The 17,875-nt window shown below is 69.1% G+C and carries 18 protein-coding genes; all 18 read left to right on the plus strand.

The window, feature by feature from the left end; all coding sequences use genetic code 11:
- Positions 1 to 31 precede the first annotated feature (31 nt).
- The 18 genes from ACMT9T_RS12270 (at position 32) to rpsS (ending at position 17,873) form a co-directional block, all read left to right on the plus strand.
- Positions 32 to 3,931 (plus strand): DNA-directed RNA polymerase subunit beta', encoded by a 3,900-nt coding sequence (locus tag ACMT9T_RS12270; protein ID WP_414745794.1) that lies wholly within the window; start codon positions 32 to 34, stop codon positions 3,929 to 3,931.
- A gap of 143 nt (positions 3,932 to 4,074) precedes the next feature.
- On the plus strand, positions 4,075 to 4,554 hold the full coding sequence (locus ACMT9T_RS12275; RefSeq protein ID WP_414745889.1) for a hypothetical protein: 480 nt from the start codon (positions 4,075 to 4,077) through the stop codon (positions 4,552 to 4,554).
- A 190-nt stretch (positions 4,555 to 4,744) separates the two neighbouring features.
- Positions 4,745 to 5,593 carry an amino acid ABC transporter substrate-binding protein gene (locus tag ACMT9T_RS12280; RefSeq protein WP_414745890.1) on the plus strand — a complete coding sequence of 283 codons (849 nt, stop codon included), beginning with the start codon at positions 4,745 to 4,747 and terminating at the stop codon, positions 5,591 to 5,593.
- A 44-nt stretch (positions 5,594 to 5,637) separates the two neighbouring features.
- Positions 5,638 to 6,303: an amino acid ABC transporter permease gene (locus tag ACMT9T_RS12285; RefSeq protein ID WP_116054413.1), complete on the plus strand. Its 666-nt coding sequence runs from the start codon at positions 5,638 to 5,640 to the stop codon at positions 6,301 to 6,303.
- Positions 6,290 to 7,135, plus strand: coding sequence for an amino acid ABC transporter ATP-binding protein (locus ACMT9T_RS12290; RefSeq protein ID WP_414745795.1), 846 nt, complete (start codon positions 6,290 to 6,292; stop codon positions 7,133 to 7,135). The genes ACMT9T_RS12285 and ACMT9T_RS12290 overlap by 14 nt, the downstream gene beginning before the upstream one ends.
- 73 nt (positions 7,136 to 7,208) lie before the next feature.
- On the plus strand, positions 7,209 to 8,201 hold the full coding sequence (locus ACMT9T_RS12295; protein WP_414745796.1) for a hypothetical protein: 993 nt from the start codon (positions 7,209 to 7,211) through the stop codon (positions 8,199 to 8,201).
- A 19-nt stretch (positions 8,202 to 8,220) separates the two neighbouring features.
- The gene (locus tag ACMT9T_RS12300; RefSeq protein WP_414745797.1) at positions 8,221 to 8,646 is read left to right on the plus strand and encodes a DUF6121 family protein; all 426 of its coding nucleotides are present in this window, start codon (positions 8,221 to 8,223) and stop codon (positions 8,644 to 8,646) included.
- A gap of 265 nt (positions 8,647 to 8,911) precedes the next feature.
- Positions 8,912 to 9,286, plus strand: a complete 375-nt coding sequence (gene rpsL, locus ACMT9T_RS12305) for a 30S ribosomal protein S12 (RefSeq protein WP_012039312.1) — start codon at positions 8,912 to 8,914, stop codon at positions 9,284 to 9,286.
- Entirely contained in the window at positions 9,286 to 9,756 is a 471-nt protein-coding gene (rpsG, locus tag ACMT9T_RS12310) for a 30S ribosomal protein S7 (protein ID WP_012039311.1), read from the plus strand. Before rpsL ends, rpsG begins: the two co-directional genes overlap by 1 nt.
- Positions 9,757 to 9,803: 47 nt before the next feature.
- Positions 9,804 to 11,918 carry an elongation factor G gene (gene fusA / locus ACMT9T_RS12315; RefSeq protein ID WP_414745798.1) on the plus strand — a complete coding sequence of 705 codons (2,115 nt, stop codon included), beginning with the start codon at positions 9,804 to 9,806 and terminating at the stop codon, positions 11,916 to 11,918.
- A gap of 114 nt (positions 11,919 to 12,032) precedes the next feature.
- Positions 12,033 to 13,226, plus strand: a complete 1,194-nt coding sequence (gene tuf, locus ACMT9T_RS12320) for an elongation factor Tu (protein ID WP_012039309.1) — start codon at positions 12,033 to 12,035, stop codon at positions 13,224 to 13,226.
- 158 nt (positions 13,227 to 13,384) lie between these two features.
- Positions 13,385 to 14,353, plus strand: coding sequence for a DNA topoisomerase IB (locus ACMT9T_RS12325; RefSeq protein ID WP_414745799.1), 969 nt, complete (start codon positions 13,385 to 13,387; stop codon positions 14,351 to 14,353).
- Positions 14,354 to 14,791: 438 nt separating this feature from the next.
- Positions 14,792 to 15,100, plus strand: coding sequence for a 30S ribosomal protein S10 (rpsJ, locus tag ACMT9T_RS12330; protein WP_012039307.1), 309 nt, complete (start codon positions 14,792 to 14,794; stop codon positions 15,098 to 15,100).
- Between the two features lie 8 nt (positions 15,101 to 15,108).
- Positions 15,109 to 15,762, plus strand: a complete 654-nt coding sequence (gene rplC, locus ACMT9T_RS12335) for a 50S ribosomal protein L3 (protein WP_116054422.1) — start codon at positions 15,109 to 15,111, stop codon at positions 15,760 to 15,762.
- 2 nt (positions 15,763 to 15,764) lie between these two features.
- Positions 15,765 to 16,421, plus strand: a complete 657-nt coding sequence (gene rplD / locus ACMT9T_RS12340; protein WP_414745800.1) for a 50S ribosomal protein L4 — start codon at positions 15,765 to 15,767, stop codon at positions 16,419 to 16,421.
- Positions 16,418 to 16,717: a 50S ribosomal protein L23 gene (gene rplW / locus ACMT9T_RS12345; RefSeq protein WP_012039304.1), complete on the plus strand. Its 300-nt coding sequence runs from the start codon at positions 16,418 to 16,420 to the stop codon at positions 16,715 to 16,717. The genes rplD and rplW overlap by 4 nt, the downstream gene beginning before the upstream one ends.
- 22 nt (positions 16,718 to 16,739) lie before the next feature.
- On the plus strand, positions 16,740 to 17,579 hold the full coding sequence (gene rplB, locus ACMT9T_RS12350) for a 50S ribosomal protein L2 (protein ID WP_307506231.1): 840 nt from the start codon (positions 16,740 to 16,742) through the stop codon (positions 17,577 to 17,579).
- 12 nt (positions 17,580 to 17,591) lie between these two features.
- Positions 17,592 to 17,873, plus strand: coding sequence for a 30S ribosomal protein S19 (rpsS, locus tag ACMT9T_RS12355; RefSeq protein WP_043668801.1), 282 nt, complete (start codon positions 17,592 to 17,594; stop codon positions 17,871 to 17,873).
- Positions 17,874 to 17,875 lie beyond the last annotated feature (2 nt).

The following is a 17,875-nucleotide window of genomic DNA, read 5'->3' on the forward strand; positions in this document are numbered from 1 at the left end:
GACTCGAAGCTTTCCAAGGAGAGAAGGAAAATTGCTCGACGTAACAACTTTCGATGAGCTGCGGATCGGCCTCGCGACGGCCGACGACATCCGCCGCTGGTCGCACGGTGAGGTCAAGAAGCCCGAGACCATCAACTACCGCACGCTGAAGCCCGAGAAGGACGGCCTCTTCGGAGAGCAGATCTTCGGACCCAGCCGCGACTGGGAGTGCTCCTGCGGCAAGTACAAGCGGGTGCGCTTCAAGGGCATCGTCTGCGAGCGCTGCGGCGTGGAGGTCACCAAGTCCGCGGTCCGCCGCGAGCGCATGGGCCACATCGAGCTCGCCGCGCCCGTCACGCACATCTGGTACTTCAAGGGCGTGCCGTCGCGCCTCGGCTACCTGCTCGACATGGCGCCGAAGGACCTCGAGAAGGTCATCTACTTCGCCGCGTACATGGTGATCAGCGTGGACGAGGACGCCCGTCACGAGGACATGCCGGGCCTCGAGAACGAGCTCCGGCTCGAGATCAAGACCCTGCAGGACCAGCGCGACAGCCAGATCGCCGAGCGTCTCGGGCGTCTCGAGACCGACCTGGCCGCGCTGGAGGCCGAGGGCGCCAAGAGCGACCAGAAGCGCCGCGCGAAGGACGGCGCCGAGAAGGAGATGGGTCAGACGCGCAAGGCGTTCGACGAGGACATCTCCCGTCTCGAGCGCGTCTGGGAGGAGTTCCGCAGCCTCAAGGTCGGCGAGCTCAAGCCCGAGGACGCCGTCTTCCACGAGCTGCAGGACCGCTTCGGCATCTACTTCGAGGCCCACATGGGCGCCGAGGCGATCCAGAAGCGCCTGGAGGCCTTCGACCTCGAGGCCGAGGGGGAGCTGCTCCGCGAGCAGATCGCCACCGGCAAGGGCCAGAAGAAGATCCGCGCCATCAAGCGCCTGCGCGTCGTCAGCTCCTTCCTCGCCACCGGCAACTCGCCGGCCGCGATGGTGCTGCAGGTCGTCCCGGTCATCCCGCCGGAGCTGCGCCCCATGGTGCAGCTCGACGGCGGCCGCTTCGCGACCAGCGACCTGAACGACCTGTACCGCCGCGTCATCAACCGCAACAACCGCCTCCGTCGTCTGCTGGATCTCGGCGCCCCCGAGATCATCGTGAACAACGAGAAGCGCATGCTGCAGGAGGCCGTCGACGCGCTGTTCGACAACGGCCGCCGCGGTCGTCCCGTCACGGGCACCGGCAACCGCGCGCTCAAGTCCCTCAGCGACATGCTGAAGGGCAAGCAGGGCCGGTTCCGCCAGAACCTGCTCGGCAAGCGCGTGGACTACTCGGGCCGCTCGGTCATCATCGTCGGGCCGCAGCTCAAGCTGCACCAGTGCGGTCTGCCCAAGCAGATGGCGCTCGAGCTGTTCAAGCCGTTCGTCATCAAGCGCCTGATCGACCTGAGCCACGCCCAGAACATCAAGGCCGCCAAGCGCATGGTCGAGCGCAGCCGCGGACAGGTCTGGGACGTGCTCGAGGAGATCATCCGCGAGCGCCCCGTGCTGCTCAACCGCGCGCCCACGCTCCACCGTCTCGGCATCCAGGCGTTCGAGCCCCAGCTCGTGGAGGGCAAGGCCATCCAGCTGCACCCGCTCGTCTGCGCCGCGTTCAACGCGGACTTCGACGGCGACCAGATGGCCGTCCACCTGCCCCTGTCGGTCGAGGCCCAGGCCGAGGCGCGCATCCTGATGCTCGCCTCGAACAACATCCTCAAGCCGTCGGACGGACGCCCGGTCACCCTGCCCACGCAGGACATGATCATCGGCCTGCACCACCTGACCACCCTCAAGGAGGGCGTCGCCGGTGAGGGTCGCGCGTTCAGCTCGGTGGCCGAGGCCATCCTGGCGAAGGACCAGCTCTCGCTGGACCTCAACGCCAAGGTGCGCATCCGCCTGCACGACCTCTACTTCGCCGAGGGCGAGACGCCCGAGGGCGTCGAGCTCGACGAGAAGGGCAAGACGGTCGGTCCCGTGCTGCTCGAGACCACCCTCGGTCGCGCGCTGTTCAACGAGACCCTGCCGGTCGACTACCCCTACATCGAGGCCGTCGCCGACAAGGGCAAGCTCTCCGAGATCGTCAACGACCTCGCCGAGCGCTACCCCAAGGTGGAGGTCGCCGCGGCGCTCGACCGGATCAAGGACGCGGGCTTCTACTGGGCCACGCGCTCCGGCGTCACGGTCGCCCTCTCCGACGTGCTGACCCCGCCCACCAAGGCGGCCATCCTGTCGGGCTACGAGAAGCAGGCCGCCAAGGTCCAGGGCCAGTTCGAGAAGGGCCTCACGACGAACGCCGAGCGTCGTCAGGAGCTCATCGAGATCTGGAACAAGGCCACGGCCGAGGTCGCGAAGGCGATGGAGGACAACCTCCCCGCCGACAACAACATCAACCGCATGGTGTCCTCCGGGGCACGAGGCAACTGGATGCAGGTCCGCCAGATCGCCGGCATGCGCGGCCTCGTGTCGAACCCGAAGGGCGAGATCATCCCCCGCCCGATCGTCCACTCGTACCGCGAGGGCCTGACGGTGGCGGAGTACTTCATCTCCACCCACGGCGCTCGCAAGGGACTGGCCGACACCGCGCTGCGCACCGCCGACTCCGGGTACCTCACCCGTCGTCTGGTGGACGTGTCGCAGGACGTCATCATCCGCGAGGACGACTGCGGCACGAGCCGCGGCCTCGACCTGCCCATCGCCACCCAGGCGGCGGACGGCTCGTCGGTCCGCGACTCCAACGTGGAGAACTCCGTGTACGCCCGCTCGCTGGCCGCCGACGCGGTCAACGAGGCCGGCGAGGTCGTCGCCCCCGCGGGCAGCGACGTCGGCGACGTCATGATCGACCACCTGATCACTGCCGGCGTGCACGAGATCAAGGTGCGCTCGGTCCTGACCTGCGAGTCCGCCGTCGGCGTGTGCGCGGCCTGCTACGGCCGCTCGCTCGCCACGGGCAAGCTCGTCGACATCGGCGAGGCCGTCGGCATCATCGCGGCCCAGTCGATCGGCGAGCCCGGCACGCAGCTCACGATGCGCACCTTCCACACCGGTGGTGTGGCATCGGCGGACGACATCACGCAGGGTCTGCCCCGCGTGCAGGAGCTCTTCGAGGCCCGCACCCCCAAGGGTGCGTCGCCCATCGCGGAGGCCGCCGGTCGCATCACGATCGAGGACACGGATCGCAGCCGCAAGGTGATCCTGACCCCGGACAACGGCGACGAGCCGCACGTCTACCCGGTGCTCAAGCGCGCGACCCTCCTCGTCGAGGACGGCCAGCACGTCGAGCTCGGGCAGCAGCTGCACGTCGGCGCCATCGACCCGAAGGAGGTCCTCCGGGTCAAGGGCGTGCGCGAGGTGCAGAAGCACCTCGTGGGCGGTGTCCAGGGCGTCTACCGCTCGCAGGGCGTCCCGATCCACGACAAGCACATCGAGGTCATCGTGCGGCAGATGCTGCGCAAGGTCACGGTCGTCGAGCACGGCGACACGGACCTCCTCCCCGGTGAGCTGGTCGACCGGGCCCGCTACAACGAGGTCAACCGCGCCACGCTGACGGAGGGCAAGAAGACCGCCTCCGCCCGCCAGGAGGTCATGGGCATCACCAAGGCCTCGCTCGCGACCGAGTCGTGGCTGTCGGCCGCGTCCTTCCAGGAGACGACCCGCGTGCTCACGCAGGCCGCCATGGAGGGCAAGTCCGACCCGCTGATGGGCCTCAAGGAGAACGTCATCATCGGCAAGCTGATCCCGGCCGGGACGGGGCTCGCGAAGTACCGCGACGTCACCGTCACCGCGACGGAGGAGGCCAAGGCCGAGCGCTACCCGAACCGCATCTTCACGGATGAGTCGGTGTTCAACGAGTCCGACCTGAGCTTCGTCGACTTCGACAGCTTCAGCTCGGACGACTACACGCCCGGCACCTACAACTAGGACAGCCGGCGCGTGAGCGCACGATGAGAAGGGCCCCGCTCCGGCGGGGCCCTTCCTCGTTCCCGGGCGCCCGTCGGCCCGGCGATACAGTGGGGGCCACCCGGCGGCCCCGCGCCGGGACCCGAGGAGGCGTCGACGTGCGGATGCTGGAGGACGTCGTCCTGGCCTGGCGCGCGCACGCGCTCCGCGACGCGACCGAGTCCGCGACGGCCCCGGGCGGCGGATCCGGTTCCTGCCCCGCCTGCGACGCGTCCTTCTTCACGGGCCACGAGGCGATCCCCCGGGACGCGCCCCACACGGCCATCCACCCGCTGATCGCCGCGCTGGAGACGGCGCGCGCGGAGGCGGCCCTCGACGCCCGCGAGCGGCTCTACCGGGAGACCCGCGGCCCCGTGTACCGCGATCACCCCTTCGGCATGCCCGCGTTCGTCGACTACGGGGAGCGGAGCGCGGAGATCCAGCACGTGGTGGACCAGGCGCTCGCCCGCGAGCTCGTGCCGCTCGCGCCCGTCATCCGCCAGGCCCTCGACCGCTTCGTGAACCTGCGGCTGCTGGAGCTCGAGGGCGAGATCGGGCCCGTGGCGGACGGCGGCGACGGCACGGATCCCGAGCCCCTGTTCTAGCCGGCGGGCGGCGCCCCTCGCGACGGCCGGCGCGTCATCGGGCGACACGGGAATACCGACGTGGCGCAGGCGTTGAGACCATGGCGGTCGGCGCTCCCGCGCATCCGGGCATCCGGCGCCGCATCACCGCACACAGCACCCGCACGAGGCGATCCCGCACCGGGGATCCGCCGTGACCGCAAGGACCCCCATGTCGCTCCGCTCCCGCATCCGTCCGTCCCTCGCCCTCACCGGCCTCGTCGCCGTGGCCGCTCTCGGCCTCGCGGGCTGCGCCTCGGGCGACGCGGGCACGGGCACCGCGGCGGGCACCTCGGGCACCCCCGCCGCCGCGTCGAGCCTCTCCGACGTGCAGGCCGCCGGGAAGCTCGTCATCGGCACCGAGGGCACGTACTCGCCCTTCTCCTTCCACGAGGGATCCGGCTCGGGCGCGCTCACGGGCTACGACGTCGACGTCGCGACCGCCGTCGCCGGGAAGCTCGGCGTGGAGCCGGTCTTCGAGGAGACGCAGTTCGACGGCATCTTCGCGGGCCTCGAGGCCGGCCGCTGGGACGTCATCGCCAACCAGATCTCCATCACGGACGAGCGCAAGACGGTCTACGACTTCTCCGAGCCGTACACCGTCTCGCCCGGCGTGATCATCGTCAAGGGCTCCGACTCGGGCATCTCCTCGTTCGCGGACCTGGCCGGCAAGACCACGGCGCAGTCGCTCACGAGCAACTGGAACGAGCTCGCCACGAAGAGCGGCGCCAGGGTCGAGGCCGTCGAGGGCTTCGCGCAGGCCGTGACGCTCCTCCAGCAGGGCCGCGTCGACGCGACGATCAACGACCGCCTCACCCTGCTCGACTACCAGAAGCAGCAGGGCGACTCCGACCTCGAGGTGGCCGCGCAGACCGACGACCCGTCGCTCAACGCGTTCGTCTTCCGCAAGGGCAGCGACGACCTCGTGACCGCGGTCGACGAGGCGCTCGCCGACCTGAAGGCCGACGGCACGATCGCGTCGATCTCCGAGAAGTACTTCGGCGCGGACGTCTCGCAGTAGTCCGCCGCGTACGCTGACGGTCGAGGACGAGACGAGGGGATCGCATGTCGAGGGAGTGGGACCTGTTCCTGTCGTCCTTCGGGCCGCTCGCGCTCGAGACGATCCGCGGCACCATCCCGCTCGCGCTCGTCACCTTCGCGCTCGGCCTCGCCATCGCGCTGGGTCTCGCGCTCATGCGCCTCTACGGCAACCGGCTCGTCTCCGGGATCGCGCGCTTCTACATCTCGGTCGTGCGGGGCACGCCGCTGCTGGTGCAGCTGTTCGTGATCTTCTACGGCCTGCCGTCCATCGGCGTCGTGCTCCCGCCCTGGCCGAGCGCGGTCATCGCCCTGTCGGTGAACGTCGGCGGGTACGCGGCCGAGATCATCCGGGCGTCGATCCTCTCCGTGCCCCGCGGGCAGTGGGAGGCCGGCCACACGATCGGCATGTCCCGCGCGATGACGCTCCGGCGGATCATCGTGCCGCAAGCCGCGCGCGTGTCCGTGCCGCCGCTGTCGAACACGTTCATCAGCCTGGTGAAGGACACCTCCCTCGCCTCGGTGATCCTCGTGACCGAGCTCTTCAAGCAGGCGCAGCTCATCGCGTCGTCCACGTTCGAGTACATGCTGCTGTACCTCGAGGCGGCGTTGATCTACTGGCTCGTCTGCCTCGTGCTGTCGTTCGCGCAGACCCGCCTCGAGAGGAGGCTCGACCGGTATGTCGCCCACTGATCCCGTCGATCCCGCGCCCGCGCCCGCACCGCACCGGAAGCCCGGCGAGCCCGTCCTCACCGTCCGCGGCCTCCGCAAGTCCTTCGGCGACAACGAGGTGCTGCGCTCCATCGACCTCGAGGTCCGCCGCGGCGGCGTGACCGCGCTCATCGGCCCGAGCGGATCCGGCAAGACCACGGTCCTGCGCTCCCTCAACGGGCTCGAGGTGCCCGAGGAGGGCGTCGTCGAGGTCGCCGCGGCCGACGCCGACTCCCGGTCCCGCACGACCGGCCCGCTCCGCGTCGACTTCGCCGCGAAGCCGCGCACCCGCGAGCTGCTGGCGCTGCGCGACCGGTCGGCGATGGTCTTCCAGCAGTACAACCTCTTCCCGCACAAGACCGTGCTGGAGAACGTCATCGAGGGTCCGGTGCAGGTCCAGCGCCGTCCCGTCGCCGAGGCGACTCGCGAGGCCGAGGAGCTGCTCGCCCGTGTCGGCCTCGCCGACAAGCGCGACCAGCATCCCTTCCAGCTCTCCGGCGGCCAGCAGCAGCGGGTCGGCATCGTGCGCGCGCTGGCGCTGCGGCCGCAGATCCTGCTGTTCGACGAGCCGACGTCGGCCCTCGACCCCGAGCTCGTGGGCGAGGTGCTCAGCGTCATCAAGGAGCTCGCCGACGAGGCGTGGACCATGGTGATCGTCACGCACGAGCTGGCGTTCGCCCGCCAGGTCGCCGACGAGATCGTGTTCATGGACGGCGGCGTGGTGGTGGAGCGCGGGCACCCCTCCCAGGTGCTGCAGCACCCCGCCGAGGAGCGCACGCGCCGGTTCCTGCAGCGCCTCCTCGAGCCGTTCTAGCCGCGCGCCGGGATCTGGCCGCTCCCCGGCACGCCGCCCGGGCGACGGGGGCGCCCCGAGGTAGGTTCGTGCCATGACCGACGACAGGCCCGCCCCGCACCGACAGCCCGACGAGGCCGACCAGCCGCAGGATCCCCGCACCCCCGACGAGCGCGCCGCCGCAGCCTTCGACGACGGTCCCGCCGACCGCACGTCCGACTCCGGCCACTCCGACACCTCGACCTTCGACCAGACGGCCTTCGCCGCCCCCGTCGACGAGGACAACGAGGCCCGCGAGCGCGAGGCCCGGGAGTCCGAGGCCCGCATCGCCGAGGCCCGCGAGCGCGACGCGCGTGAGCGCGAGGCGCGCGAGGCGGAGGCCCGCGAGGTCGAGGCCCGCGAGGCGGAGGCCCGCCAGCGCGACGTCGAGGACCGGGAGCGCCGCGAGCGCGAGGCCCGCGAGGCCGACGCCCGGGAGCGCGAGGAGCGCGACCGCCGCGCCCGCGACGAGGAGACGCAGCGCCAGTCGCAGTCGCAGCCCATCTACGTCCAGGCGCCCGTCCCGCCGCAGAAGCGCGGCAATCGCGGCTTCGGCGTGCTCATCGCCGTCGTCGCCGCCATCCTGTTCGCGCTCCTGTACTCGCTGGGCACGGCCCTGCTCGCCTCGGTGCGGAACCCCGACGCGTTCGGCGACGTCTTCGGCCGGTACCTCATGTCGCCCGTCTTCTACGTGCCCACGATCGCCTTCCTGGTCTTCTTCGTACTCCTCGCGCTCCTCGTCAACCGCGGGAAGTGGTGGGCCTTCGTCCTCGGCGGCCTGCCCGTCGCGATCCTCGTCTACGCCGCGTACGTCGGCACGCGCCTCCTGCAGGGCGGCGTCATGGACCTCGCCCCGTCGGAGCAGGCCCTCCTGCTGCAGCGCACGGTGACGTTCCCCGACGGGATCCTCGCGGGCTTCCTGGCGCGCGAGCTCGTCACCTGGCTCGGCGCCGGCATCAGCGCCCGCGGCCGCCGGGTGAAGGCCAAGAACGTCGAGGCCCGCGCCGAGTACGACCGCAAGCTGGCCGAGCAGCCGGACCACCGCTGACGCGTGTCAGGCTGGGGGAGTGATCCCCCTCCTGGCCGCCGTGCTGCACGTCGCGCTGGTCGTCTGCGTCTTCGGCTTCGTCTCGCTCCTCGGCGGTGACGACGTCATCCCGGAGCGGGACGCCGGCGTCCTCCTCGGCCCGGTCATGGTCGTCAGCGCCACCCTCGTCTTCGCCGGCGGCCTGATCCGCACCACGCGGGAGGCCGACCGCGAGCGGCGGATCCCCGTGCTGCCGGTCATCGGCTGGGGCGCGGCGGCATGGCTGGCCTACGGGATCGTGGGCGCGATCGTCCACCTCGCGGGCGGCGCGGACGTGTTCGCGAGCCTCGCCTTCGCCATCCGGCACCTGGTGGATCCGTTCGGGATCGCCGTGCTCGGCATCTCCGCCCTGCTGGGCCTCGGCGCGGTCGCGCTGGCGGCCCGCGGGCCCTCGTCCACCGTTTGACCGGCGAGTCGCGGAACTGTATCGTGGGGGGGGTGTGCGCTCAGGCGTGCGCTCGTGTCGTGCCATGAAGTCGGGACGATCGAGCGGGCCATCCGCGCACCGATCAGGGTTCGGCCATTCCGGCCGGCCCCCACGGCATACCCGCCGGCGCCTCCCACTCCCGTGGTCGGCGGACGCGCGGGTCCAGTTGAACTCGATCCCGTCCGCGGGCGTCGAATGCTGACCATCAACCCGCTGTCACCGTGCAGCATCGAGGAGTCCCGTAGTGCCAACCATCCAGCAGCTGGTCCGCAAGGGCCGCACGCCCAAGGTCGTCAAGACCAAGGCGCCCGCCCTGAAGGCCAACCCCCAGCAGCGGGGCGTCTGCACCCGCGTCTACACGACCACGCCGAAGAAGCCGAACTCGGCCCTCCGCAAGGTCGCCCGCGTCAAGCTCAGCAACGGCCAGGAGGTCACGGCCTACATCCCCGGTGAGGGCCACAACCTCCAGGAGCACTCCATGGTGCTCGTCCGCGGCGGTCGCGTGAAGGACCTCCCCGGCGTGCGCTACAAGATCGTCCGCGGCGCGCTCGACACCCAGGCCGTGAAGAACCGCAAGCAGGCTCGCAGCCGGTACGGCGCGAAGATGGAGAAGAAGTAATGCCTCGCAAGGGTCCCGCCCCCAAGCGCCCTGTCGTCGCAGATCCCGTCTACGGTGCGCCGATCGTCAGCCAGCTCGTCAACAAGATCCTGCTCGACGGCAAGAAGGGCCTCGCCGAGAAGATCGTCTACGACGCCCTCGCCGGCGTCGCCGCGAAGAACGGCCAGGACGCCGTCGTCACGCTGAAGAAGGCGCTCGACAACGTCCGCCCGGCCCTCGAGGTGCGTTCGCGCCGCGTGGGTGGATCCACCTACCAGGTGCCGATCGAGGTCAAGCCGCACCGCGCGAACACCCTCGCGCTCCGCTGGCTCACGACGTACGCCAAGTCGCGTCGCGAGAAGACCATGACCGAGCGTCTCACCAACGAGATCCTCGACGCATCCAACGGCCTCGGTGCCGCGGTCAAGCGCCGCGAGGACACCCACAAGATGGCCGAGTCGAACAAGGCGTTCGCGCACTACCGCTGGTAGTCGACCACCTCGTTCGACAGCACCACCAACCCCTTTCGGAGGAACCTGTGGCACAGGACGTGCTCACCGACCTGAACAAGGTCCGCAACATCGGCATCATGGCTCACATCGATGCCGGCAAGACCACCACCACCGAGCGCATCCTGTACTACACGGGCATCACTCACAAGATCGGCGAGGTCCACGACGGCGCCGCCACGATGGACTGGATGGCCCAGGAGCAGGAGCGCGGCATCACGATCACGTCCGCCGCGACGACGTGCTTCTGGAACAAGAACCAGATCAACATCATCGACACCCCCGGGCACGTCGACTTCACCGTCGAGGTGGAGCGTTCGCTCCGCGTCCTCGACGGCGCGGTCGCCGTGTTCGACGGCAAGGAGGGCGTCGAGCCCCAGTCCGAGACGGTGTGGCGCCAGGCCGACAAGTACGACGTGCCGCGCATCTGCTTCGTCAACAAGATGGACAAGCTCGGCGCCGACTTCTACTTCACGGTCGACACCATCGTGAACCGCCTCGGCGCGAAGCCGCTGGTCATCCAGCTGCCCATCGGCGCCGAGAGCGGCTTCGAGGGCGTCATCGACCTGGTCGAGATGCGCGCGCTCACGTGGCGCGGCGACTCCAAGGGAGACGTCGAGCTCGGTGCGAAGTACGACATCGAGGAGATCCCCGCGGACCTCAAGGACAAGGCGGACGAGTACCGCGCCAAGCTGCTCGAGACCGTCGCCGAGACCGACGACGCGCTGCTCGAGAAGTACTTCGGCGGCGAGGAGCTGACGGTGGCGGAGATCAAGGCCGCCATCCGCAAGCTCACCGTCAACAGCGAGATCTACCCCGTGCTGTGCGGCTCCGCGTTCAAGAACCGCGGCGTCCAGCCGATGCTCGACGCGGTCATCGACTACCTCCCCAGCCCGCTCGACGTGCCCCCCATGGAGGGCCACGACGTGCGCGATGAGGAGAAGATCATCATCCGCAAGCCCGACTCGACCGAGCCCTTCTCGGCGCTCGCGTTCAAGGTCGCGGTGCACCCGTTCTTCGGTCGCCTCACCTACGTGCGCGTCTACTCGGGTCACATCGCGAGCGGCTCGCAGGTCATCAACTCGACCAAGGGCAAGAAGGAGCGCATCGGGAAGATCTTCCAGATGCACTCCAACAAGGAGAACCCGGTCGACTCGGTCACCGCGGGTCACATCTACGCGGTCATCGGCCTCAAGGACACGACCACGGGCGACACGCTCTGCGACCCGCAGGACCAGATCGTCCTCGAGTCGATGACGTTCCCCGAGCCCGTCATCGAGGTCGCGATCGAGCCGAAGACGAAGGCCGACCAGGAGAAGCTGGGTGTCGCCATCCAGAAGCTCGCTGAGGAGGACCCGACCTTCCGCACCGAGCAGAACCAGGAGACCGGTCAGACGGTCATCAAGGGCATGGGCGAGCTCCACCTCGACATCCTGGTCGACCGCATGAAGCGCGAGTTCAACGTCGAGGCGAACGTCGGCAAGCCGCAGGTCGCGTACCGCGAGACCATCCGCGGCACCGTCGACAAGCACGACTTCACCCACAAGAAGCAGACGGGTGGATCGGGCCAGTTCGCCAAGATCCAGATCAAGATCGAGCCCATGGAGGTGACCGCGGAGAAGACCTACGAGTTCGACAACAAGGTCACCGGCGGTCGCGTCCCGCGGGAGTACATCCCCTCGGTCGACGCGGGCATCCAGGACGCCCTCCAGGTCGGCGTGCTCGCCGGCTACCCCATGGTGGGCGTGAAGGCGACGCTGCTCGACGGCGCCGCGCACGACGTCGACTCCTCGGAGATGGCGTTCAAGATCGCCGGCTCGATGGCGTTCAAGGAGGCCGCGCGCAAGGCGAGGCCCGTGCTGCTCGAGCCGCTCATGGCCGTCGAGGTCCGCACGCCCGAGGAGTACATGGGCGACGTCATCGGCGACCTGAACTCCCGCCGCGGCCAGATCCAGGCCATGGAGGACGCCAGCGGCGTCAAGGTCATCACGGCGAACGTCCCCCTGTCGGAGATGTTCGGCTACGTCGGCGACCTGAGGAGCAAGACCTCGGGCCGCGCGGTGTACTCGATGAGCTTCGGCAGCTACGCCGAGGTCCCGAAGGCTGTCGCCGACGAGATCGTCCAGAAGAACAAGGGCGAGTAGCCCTCCAGTTCGAGCGGCATCCGCCGTTTCAGTAACATAAGCACCATCTCCAATCCGCAGGGCGTCCGAGGAACAACCGGGCGCCCTGCCACCGAGTCCTGAGGAGGACCCACAGTGGGTAAGGCCAAGTTCGAGCGGACCAAGCCGCACGTCAACATCGGAACGATCGGTCACGTCGACCACGGCAAGACGACGCTGACGGCAGCGATCTCCAAGGTCCTGGCGGACAAGTACCCGTCGGCGACCAACGTGCAGCGCGACTTCGCGTCCATCGACTCCGCTCCCGAGGAGCGCCAGCGCGGCATCACGATCAACATCTCGCACGTCGAGTACGAGACGCCCAAGCGTCACTACGCTCACGTCGACGCCCCGGGTCACGCTGACTACATCAAGAACATGATCACGGGCGCCGCCCAGATGGACGGCGCGATCCTCGTGGTCGCCGCCACCGACGGCCCCATGGCGCAGACGCGCGAGCACGTGCTGCTCGCGAAGCAGGTCGGCGTGCCGTACCTGCTCGTCGCGCTCAACAAGTCCGACATGGTCGACGACGAGGAGATCCTCGAGCTCGTCGAGCTCGAGGTCCGCGAGCTGCTCTCCAGCCAGGACTTCGACGGCGACAACGCCCCCGTCGTCCAGGTGTCCGGCCTCAAGGCGCTCGAGGGCGACGAGAAGTGGGTCGAGCAGATCGTCAAGCTCATGGACGCGGTCGACGAGTCCATCCCGGAGCCCGTCCGCGACAAGGACAAGCCGTTCCTCATGCCCGTCGAGGACGTCTTCACGATCACCGGTCGTGGAACCGTCGTCACGGGTCGCGCCGAGCGCGGCACGCTGGCCATCAACTCGGACGTCGAGATCGTGGGCATCCGTCCCACCGTCAAGACCACCGTCACGGGCATCGAGATGTTCCACAAGCAGCTCGACGAGGCCTGGGCCGGCGAGAACTGCGGTCTCCTTCTCCGCGGCACCAAGCGCGAGGACGTCGAGCGCGGCCAGGTCATCGTCAAGCCGGGTTCGGTCACGCCGCACACGGACTTCGAGGGCACCGCGTACATCCTCTCCAAGGAGGAGGGCGGGCGTCACAACCCGTTCTACGCGAACTACCGTCCGCAGTTCTACTTCCGCACCACCGACGTCACCGGCGTCATCACGCTGCCCGAGGGCACCGAGATGGTCATGCCCGGCGACACCACCGACATGAACGTCGCGCTGATCCAGCCGATCGCCATGGAGGAGGGCCTCGGCTTCGCCATCCGCGAGGGTGGCCGCACCGTCGGCGCCGGCACGGTCACGAAGATCGTCAAGTAGCACCCAGCTCCACCAGCACCACCTCCGACAGGGTCGGGCCGTGATGGCCCGGCCCTGTCGGCCGTTAAGGACGCGGCGGACATCACGGGCTCCTGCGGAAGCGGCCAGGCGATGCGTAGTGCGCTAACGAACCCGCCGCGCGCGCGTAGGTTCGAGGGATGGTCAGACTCCGGCGCAGCGACGCCACCGGCAAGGGCTACACGCGGAAGCGCTCGGGGAAGGGCTGGACCTACCTCGACTCCGAGGGGAACCGCGTCACCGACAAGGCCCTGCGCGCGCGCATGGAGCACCTCGGGATCCCGCCCGCCTGGACCGACGTGTGGATCGCGCCCTACGAGAACGGGCACGTGCAGGCCACGGGGATGGACAGCGCCGGACGCCGGCAGTACATCTACCACCCGACCTGGCGCGAGCAGAAGGACCGGATCAAGTTCGACCGCGCGCTGCAGCTGGCCGAGTCCCTGCCGTCCGCGCGCCGGCAGGTCACCATGCACCTCCGTCAGGACGGCTACACGCGCGAGCGCGCGCTGGCCGCAGGGTTCCGCATGCTCGACACCGGCAGCCTCCGGGTGGGCAGCGAGCGCTACACGGAGTCGAACGGCAGCCACGGACTCTCGACGCTGCTGTGCTCGCACGTGACGATCCACGACGACACCGTGCACCTCGAGTTCCCCGCGAAGAGCGGGCAGGAGTGGTCGAGCGACATCCGCGACGCGGACCTGGTCGCCGCCATCGAGGGCCTGCAGCGCCGCGGCCCGAACGCCCGCCTGCTCGCCTACGAGGACGAGGGGGAGTGGCACCCCCTCGGCGCGGCCGACATCAACGACTACGTGCGCGAGCGCACGGGCGGCGAGTTCACCGCCAAGGACTTCCGCACCCTGCACGGGACGGTCGCCGCGGCGATCAGCCTGGCGAAGCACGGGCCCGAGCCGACGAAGGGCAAGCGGCAGCGCGCGCTCGCGCAGGCCTACCGCGACGCGTCCGAGGTCCTCAGCAACACCCCGACCATCGCGAAGAACAGCTACGTGGATCCGCGCCTCGTCGACGAGTACGCGCACGGCCGGACCATCGACCCGCAGCGCCTCGGCTCGGGGGAGACGGAGCTCCGGAACCTGCTCTACCGGTGACCGGCGAGGGGCAGGCGGGGCTGCATCGGCACCCGCTCCGAGCCCCGGAATCACGGGGGAGTGGGCGCGACACGCCCGGGTTGCACGCATGGCCGGACTATGACAAACTCGTCTAGTTCAACATTCCGGTGCACGCCGCCCTGCGCGCGAGACACCGGATCACTGCCAGGCAGTGCATAGCCGCCCGGAGCGCACGTCGCTCCCTGGGCAGGTTAGGCCGCGGGCAGCAGAGCACAAGCACCGACACCCACCGGATGAGCACCGCTCGTCCGCGCCCGCATGCGGGCGGGTGCACGAGCTGCCCGAGGCCGCGTCCCACGATGCGCGCCCGGGTGCACCACGGAGAGGCGCGCCACGAGGCGCGCGGATCCGAGCGAGGGACACACGCGTCCAATACGGTCCGAGGCCGCATGACGCACGAAAGAGAGAGAGTCACACATGGCGGGACAGAAGATCCGCATCCGACTTAAGTCGTACGACCACTCGGTCATCGACTCCTCGGCCCGGAAGATCGTCGACACGGTGACCCGCGCGGGCGCCACGGTCGTCGGCCCGGTGCCGCTGCCCACGGAGAAGAACGTGATCTGCGTGATCCGTTCCCCCCACAAGTACAAGGACAGCCGCGAGCACTTCGAGATGCGCACGCACAAGCGTCTGATCGACATCGTCGACCCGACGCCGAAGGCGGTCGACTCGCTCATGCGACTCGACCTCCCGGCCGACGTCAACATCGAGATCAAGCTCTAAGGGAACCCATGTCTACCGCTAACAGGACTTTCACCGGTCTGCTCGGCACGAAGCTGGGCATGACGCAGGTGTGGGACGAGAACAACAAGCTCATCCCCGTGACCGTCGTGCAGATCACCCCGAACGTCGTCACCCAGGTGCGCACGCCCGAGGTCGACGGCTACGGCGCCATCCAGATCGCCTACGGCCAGATCGACCCCCGCAAGGCCGACAAGCCGAGCACCGGCCACTTCGACAAGGCCGGCGTCACGCCGCGCCGCCACCTCACCGAGGTCCGCACGGCCGACTTCGCCGAGTACTCGCTCGGCCAGGAGATCACGGTCGGCGCCTTCGAGCCCGGCACCAAGGTCGACGTCGTCGGCACCAGCAAGGGCAAGGGCTTCGCCGGCGTCATGAAGCGCCACAACTTCAAGGGCGTCTCCGCTTCGCACGGTTCGCACCGCAACCACCGCAAGCCCGGTTCCATCGGCGCCTCCTCGACCCCCAGCCGTGTCTTCAAGGGCATGCGCATGGCCGGTCGCATGGGCGGCGAGCGCGTCACCGTGCTGAACCTCGTCGTCCACAGCGTGGACGCCGAGAAGGGCCTCCTGCTCGTCAAGGGCGCAGTGCCCGGCGCGCGTGGCCGCATCGTCTTCGTCCGCAACGCAGTGAAGGGGAAGTAGTCATGGCTACCGACACCCAGCTCGACGTCCTCGACGCGACCGGTGCAGTCACCGGCTCCGTCGACCTGCCCGCGTCGCTCTTCGACGTGCAGACCAACGTCCCGCTCATCCACCAGGTCGTCGTCGCCCAGCTCGCCGCGGCGCGCCAGGGAACGCACAAGACCAAGGGCCGCGGCGAGGTCTCCGGCGCCGGCCGCAAGCCGTTCAAGCAGAAGGGAACCGGTCGCGCTCGTCAGGGCTCGATCCGCGCCCCCCAGATGACCGGCGGTGGCATCGTCCACGGACCCACGCCCCGCAACTACTCGCAGCGCACCCCCAAGAAGATGATCGCCGCGGCTCTGCTCGGCGCCCTCTCCGACCGCGCGCGCGGCGCCCGCCTCCACGTCATCGAGAGCCTCTCCGCCGGAGACGTCCCCTCGACGAAGACCGTGGTCGCGCTGCTCGACGGCATCGCCACGAGCAAGCACGTCCTCATCGTCCTGGAGCGCACCGACGAGGTCAGCCTCCGCAGCGTGCGCAACATCCCGACGGTCCACGTGCTGTCCTACGACCAGCTCAACGCGTACGACGTGCTCGTGAGCGACGACATCGTCTTCACGAAGGGCGCGTACGACGCGTTCGTCGAGTCGAAGACGGCCAAGGAAGAGGTTGCCGCATGAGCGCCACCCAGAAGGACCCCCGCGACATCATCATCGCGCCGGTCGTCTCCGAGAAGAGCTACGGCCTGATCGACCAGGGCAAGTACACGTTCATCGTGGACCCCCGCTCGAACAAGACCGAGATCAAGCTCGCGATCGAGAAGATCTTCGGCGTGCAGGTCGCGTCGGTCAACACGCTCAACAAGCAGGGCAAGACCCGCCGGACCAAGTTCGGGATGGGCAAGCGCAAGGACACCAAGCGCGCCATCGTCTCCCTCAAGTCGGGCTCCATCGACATCTTCACGACTGTCGGCTGAGACCGGGACTAGGAAAACACCAATGGCTATTCGCAAGTACAAGCCCACGACCCCGGGTCGTCGCGGTTCGTCCGTCGCCGACTTCGTGGAGATCACGCGCTCGACGCCCGAGAAGTCGCTGCTCCGCCCGCTCTCCAAGACCGGTGGCCGCAACAACCAGGGTCGGATCACGACCCGTCACATCGGTGGTGGCCACAAGCGCCAGTACCGCGTGATCGACTTCAAGCGCAACGACAAGGACGGCGTCATCGCGACCGTCGCCCACATCGAGTACGACCCCAACCGCACGGCGCGCATCGCGCTCCTGCACTTCATCGACGGCACGAAGCGCTACATCCTCGCGCCGAACAAGCTGAAGCAGGGCGACAAGATCGAGTCGGGCGCCACGGCCGACATCAAGCCCGGCAACAACCTGCCGCTGCGCAACATCCCGACGGGTACCGTCATCCACGCCATCGAGCTCCGCCCCGGCGGCGGCGCGAAGATGGCCCGCTCCGCCGGCGCCTCCGTGCGCCTCGTGGCGAAGGACGGCCCCTACGCCCAGCTGCGCCTCCCCTCCGGCGAGATCCGCAACGTCGATGCGCGCTGCCGCGCCACCATCGGCGAGGTCGGCAACGGAGAGCAGTCGAACATCAACTGGGGCAAGGCCGGCCGCATGCGCTGGAAGGGCGTCCGCCCGACCGTCCGCGGTGTCGCCATGAACCCGGTCGACCACCCGCACGGTGGTGGTGAGGGCAAGACCTCCGGTGGTCGCCACCCGGTCAGCCCGTGGGGCCAGAAGGAAGGCCGCACGCGCCACATCAACAAGCCCAGCGACAAGCTCATCGTTCGCCGCCGCAACGCCGGCAAGAAGCGCAAGTAGGAGTTGTAGAAGATGCCACGCAGTCTGAAGAAGGGCCCCTTCGTCGACGACCACCTGCTCCGCAAGGTGATCTCGGCGAACGAGGCCAGCAGCAAGAACGTGATCACGACCTGGTCGCGCCGCTCGATGATCATCCCGGCGATGCTGGGTCACACCATCGCGGTGCACGACGGTCGCAAGCACATCCCCGTGTTCGTCACGGAGTCCATGGTCGGTCACAAGCTCGGCGAGTTCGCGCTCACGCGCACCTTCCGCGGCCACGTGAAGGACGACAAGAAGGGTCGTCGTCGCTAGCG

Source organism: Clavibacter vidaverae, assembly GCF_047529985.1.
Classification (GTDB): Bacteria; Actinomycetota; Actinomycetes; order Actinomycetales; family Microbacteriaceae; genus Clavibacter; species Clavibacter nebraskensis_A.

Coding starts and splice junctions, on each gene's coding strand:
- rplW (WP_012039304.1), top strand. CDS start 16,418: ATGAGCGCCACCCAGAAGGACCCCCGCGACATCATCATCGCGCCGGTC.
- rplB (WP_307506231.1), top strand. CDS start 16,740: ATGGCTATTCGCAAGTACAAGCCCACGACCCCGGGTCGTCGCGGTTCG.
- ACMT9T_RS12280 (WP_414745890.1), top strand. CDS start 4,745: ATGTCGCTCCGCTCCCGCATCCGTCCGTCCCTCGCCCTCACCGGCCTC.
- ACMT9T_RS12290 (WP_414745795.1), top strand. CDS start 6,290: ATGTCGCCCACTGATCCCGTCGATCCCGCGCCCGCGCCCGCACCGCAC.
- ACMT9T_RS12295 (WP_414745796.1), top strand. CDS start 7,209: ATGACCGACGACAGGCCCGCCCCGCACCGACAGCCCGACGAGGCCGAC.
- ACMT9T_RS12275 (WP_414745889.1), top strand. CDS start 4,075: ATGCTGGAGGACGTCGTCCTGGCCTGGCGCGCGCACGCGCTCCGCGAC.
- rpsG (WP_012039311.1), top strand. CDS start 9,286: ATGCCTCGCAAGGGTCCCGCCCCCAAGCGCCCTGTCGTCGCAGATCCC.
- ACMT9T_RS12285 (WP_116054413.1), top strand. CDS start 5,638: ATGTCGAGGGAGTGGGACCTGTTCCTGTCGTCCTTCGGGCCGCTCGCG.
- rpsJ (WP_012039307.1), top strand. CDS start 14,792: ATGGCGGGACAGAAGATCCGCATCCGACTTAAGTCGTACGACCACTCG.
- rpsS (WP_043668801.1), top strand. CDS start 17,592: ATGCCACGCAGTCTGAAGAAGGGCCCCTTCGTCGACGACCACCTGCTC.
- ACMT9T_RS12325 (WP_414745799.1), top strand. CDS start 13,385: ATGGTCAGACTCCGGCGCAGCGACGCCACCGGCAAGGGCTACACGCGG.
- rplC (WP_116054422.1), top strand. CDS start 15,109: ATGTCTACCGCTAACAGGACTTTCACCGGTCTGCTCGGCACGAAGCTG.
- rplD (WP_414745800.1), top strand. CDS start 15,765: ATGGCTACCGACACCCAGCTCGACGTCCTCGACGCGACCGGTGCAGTC.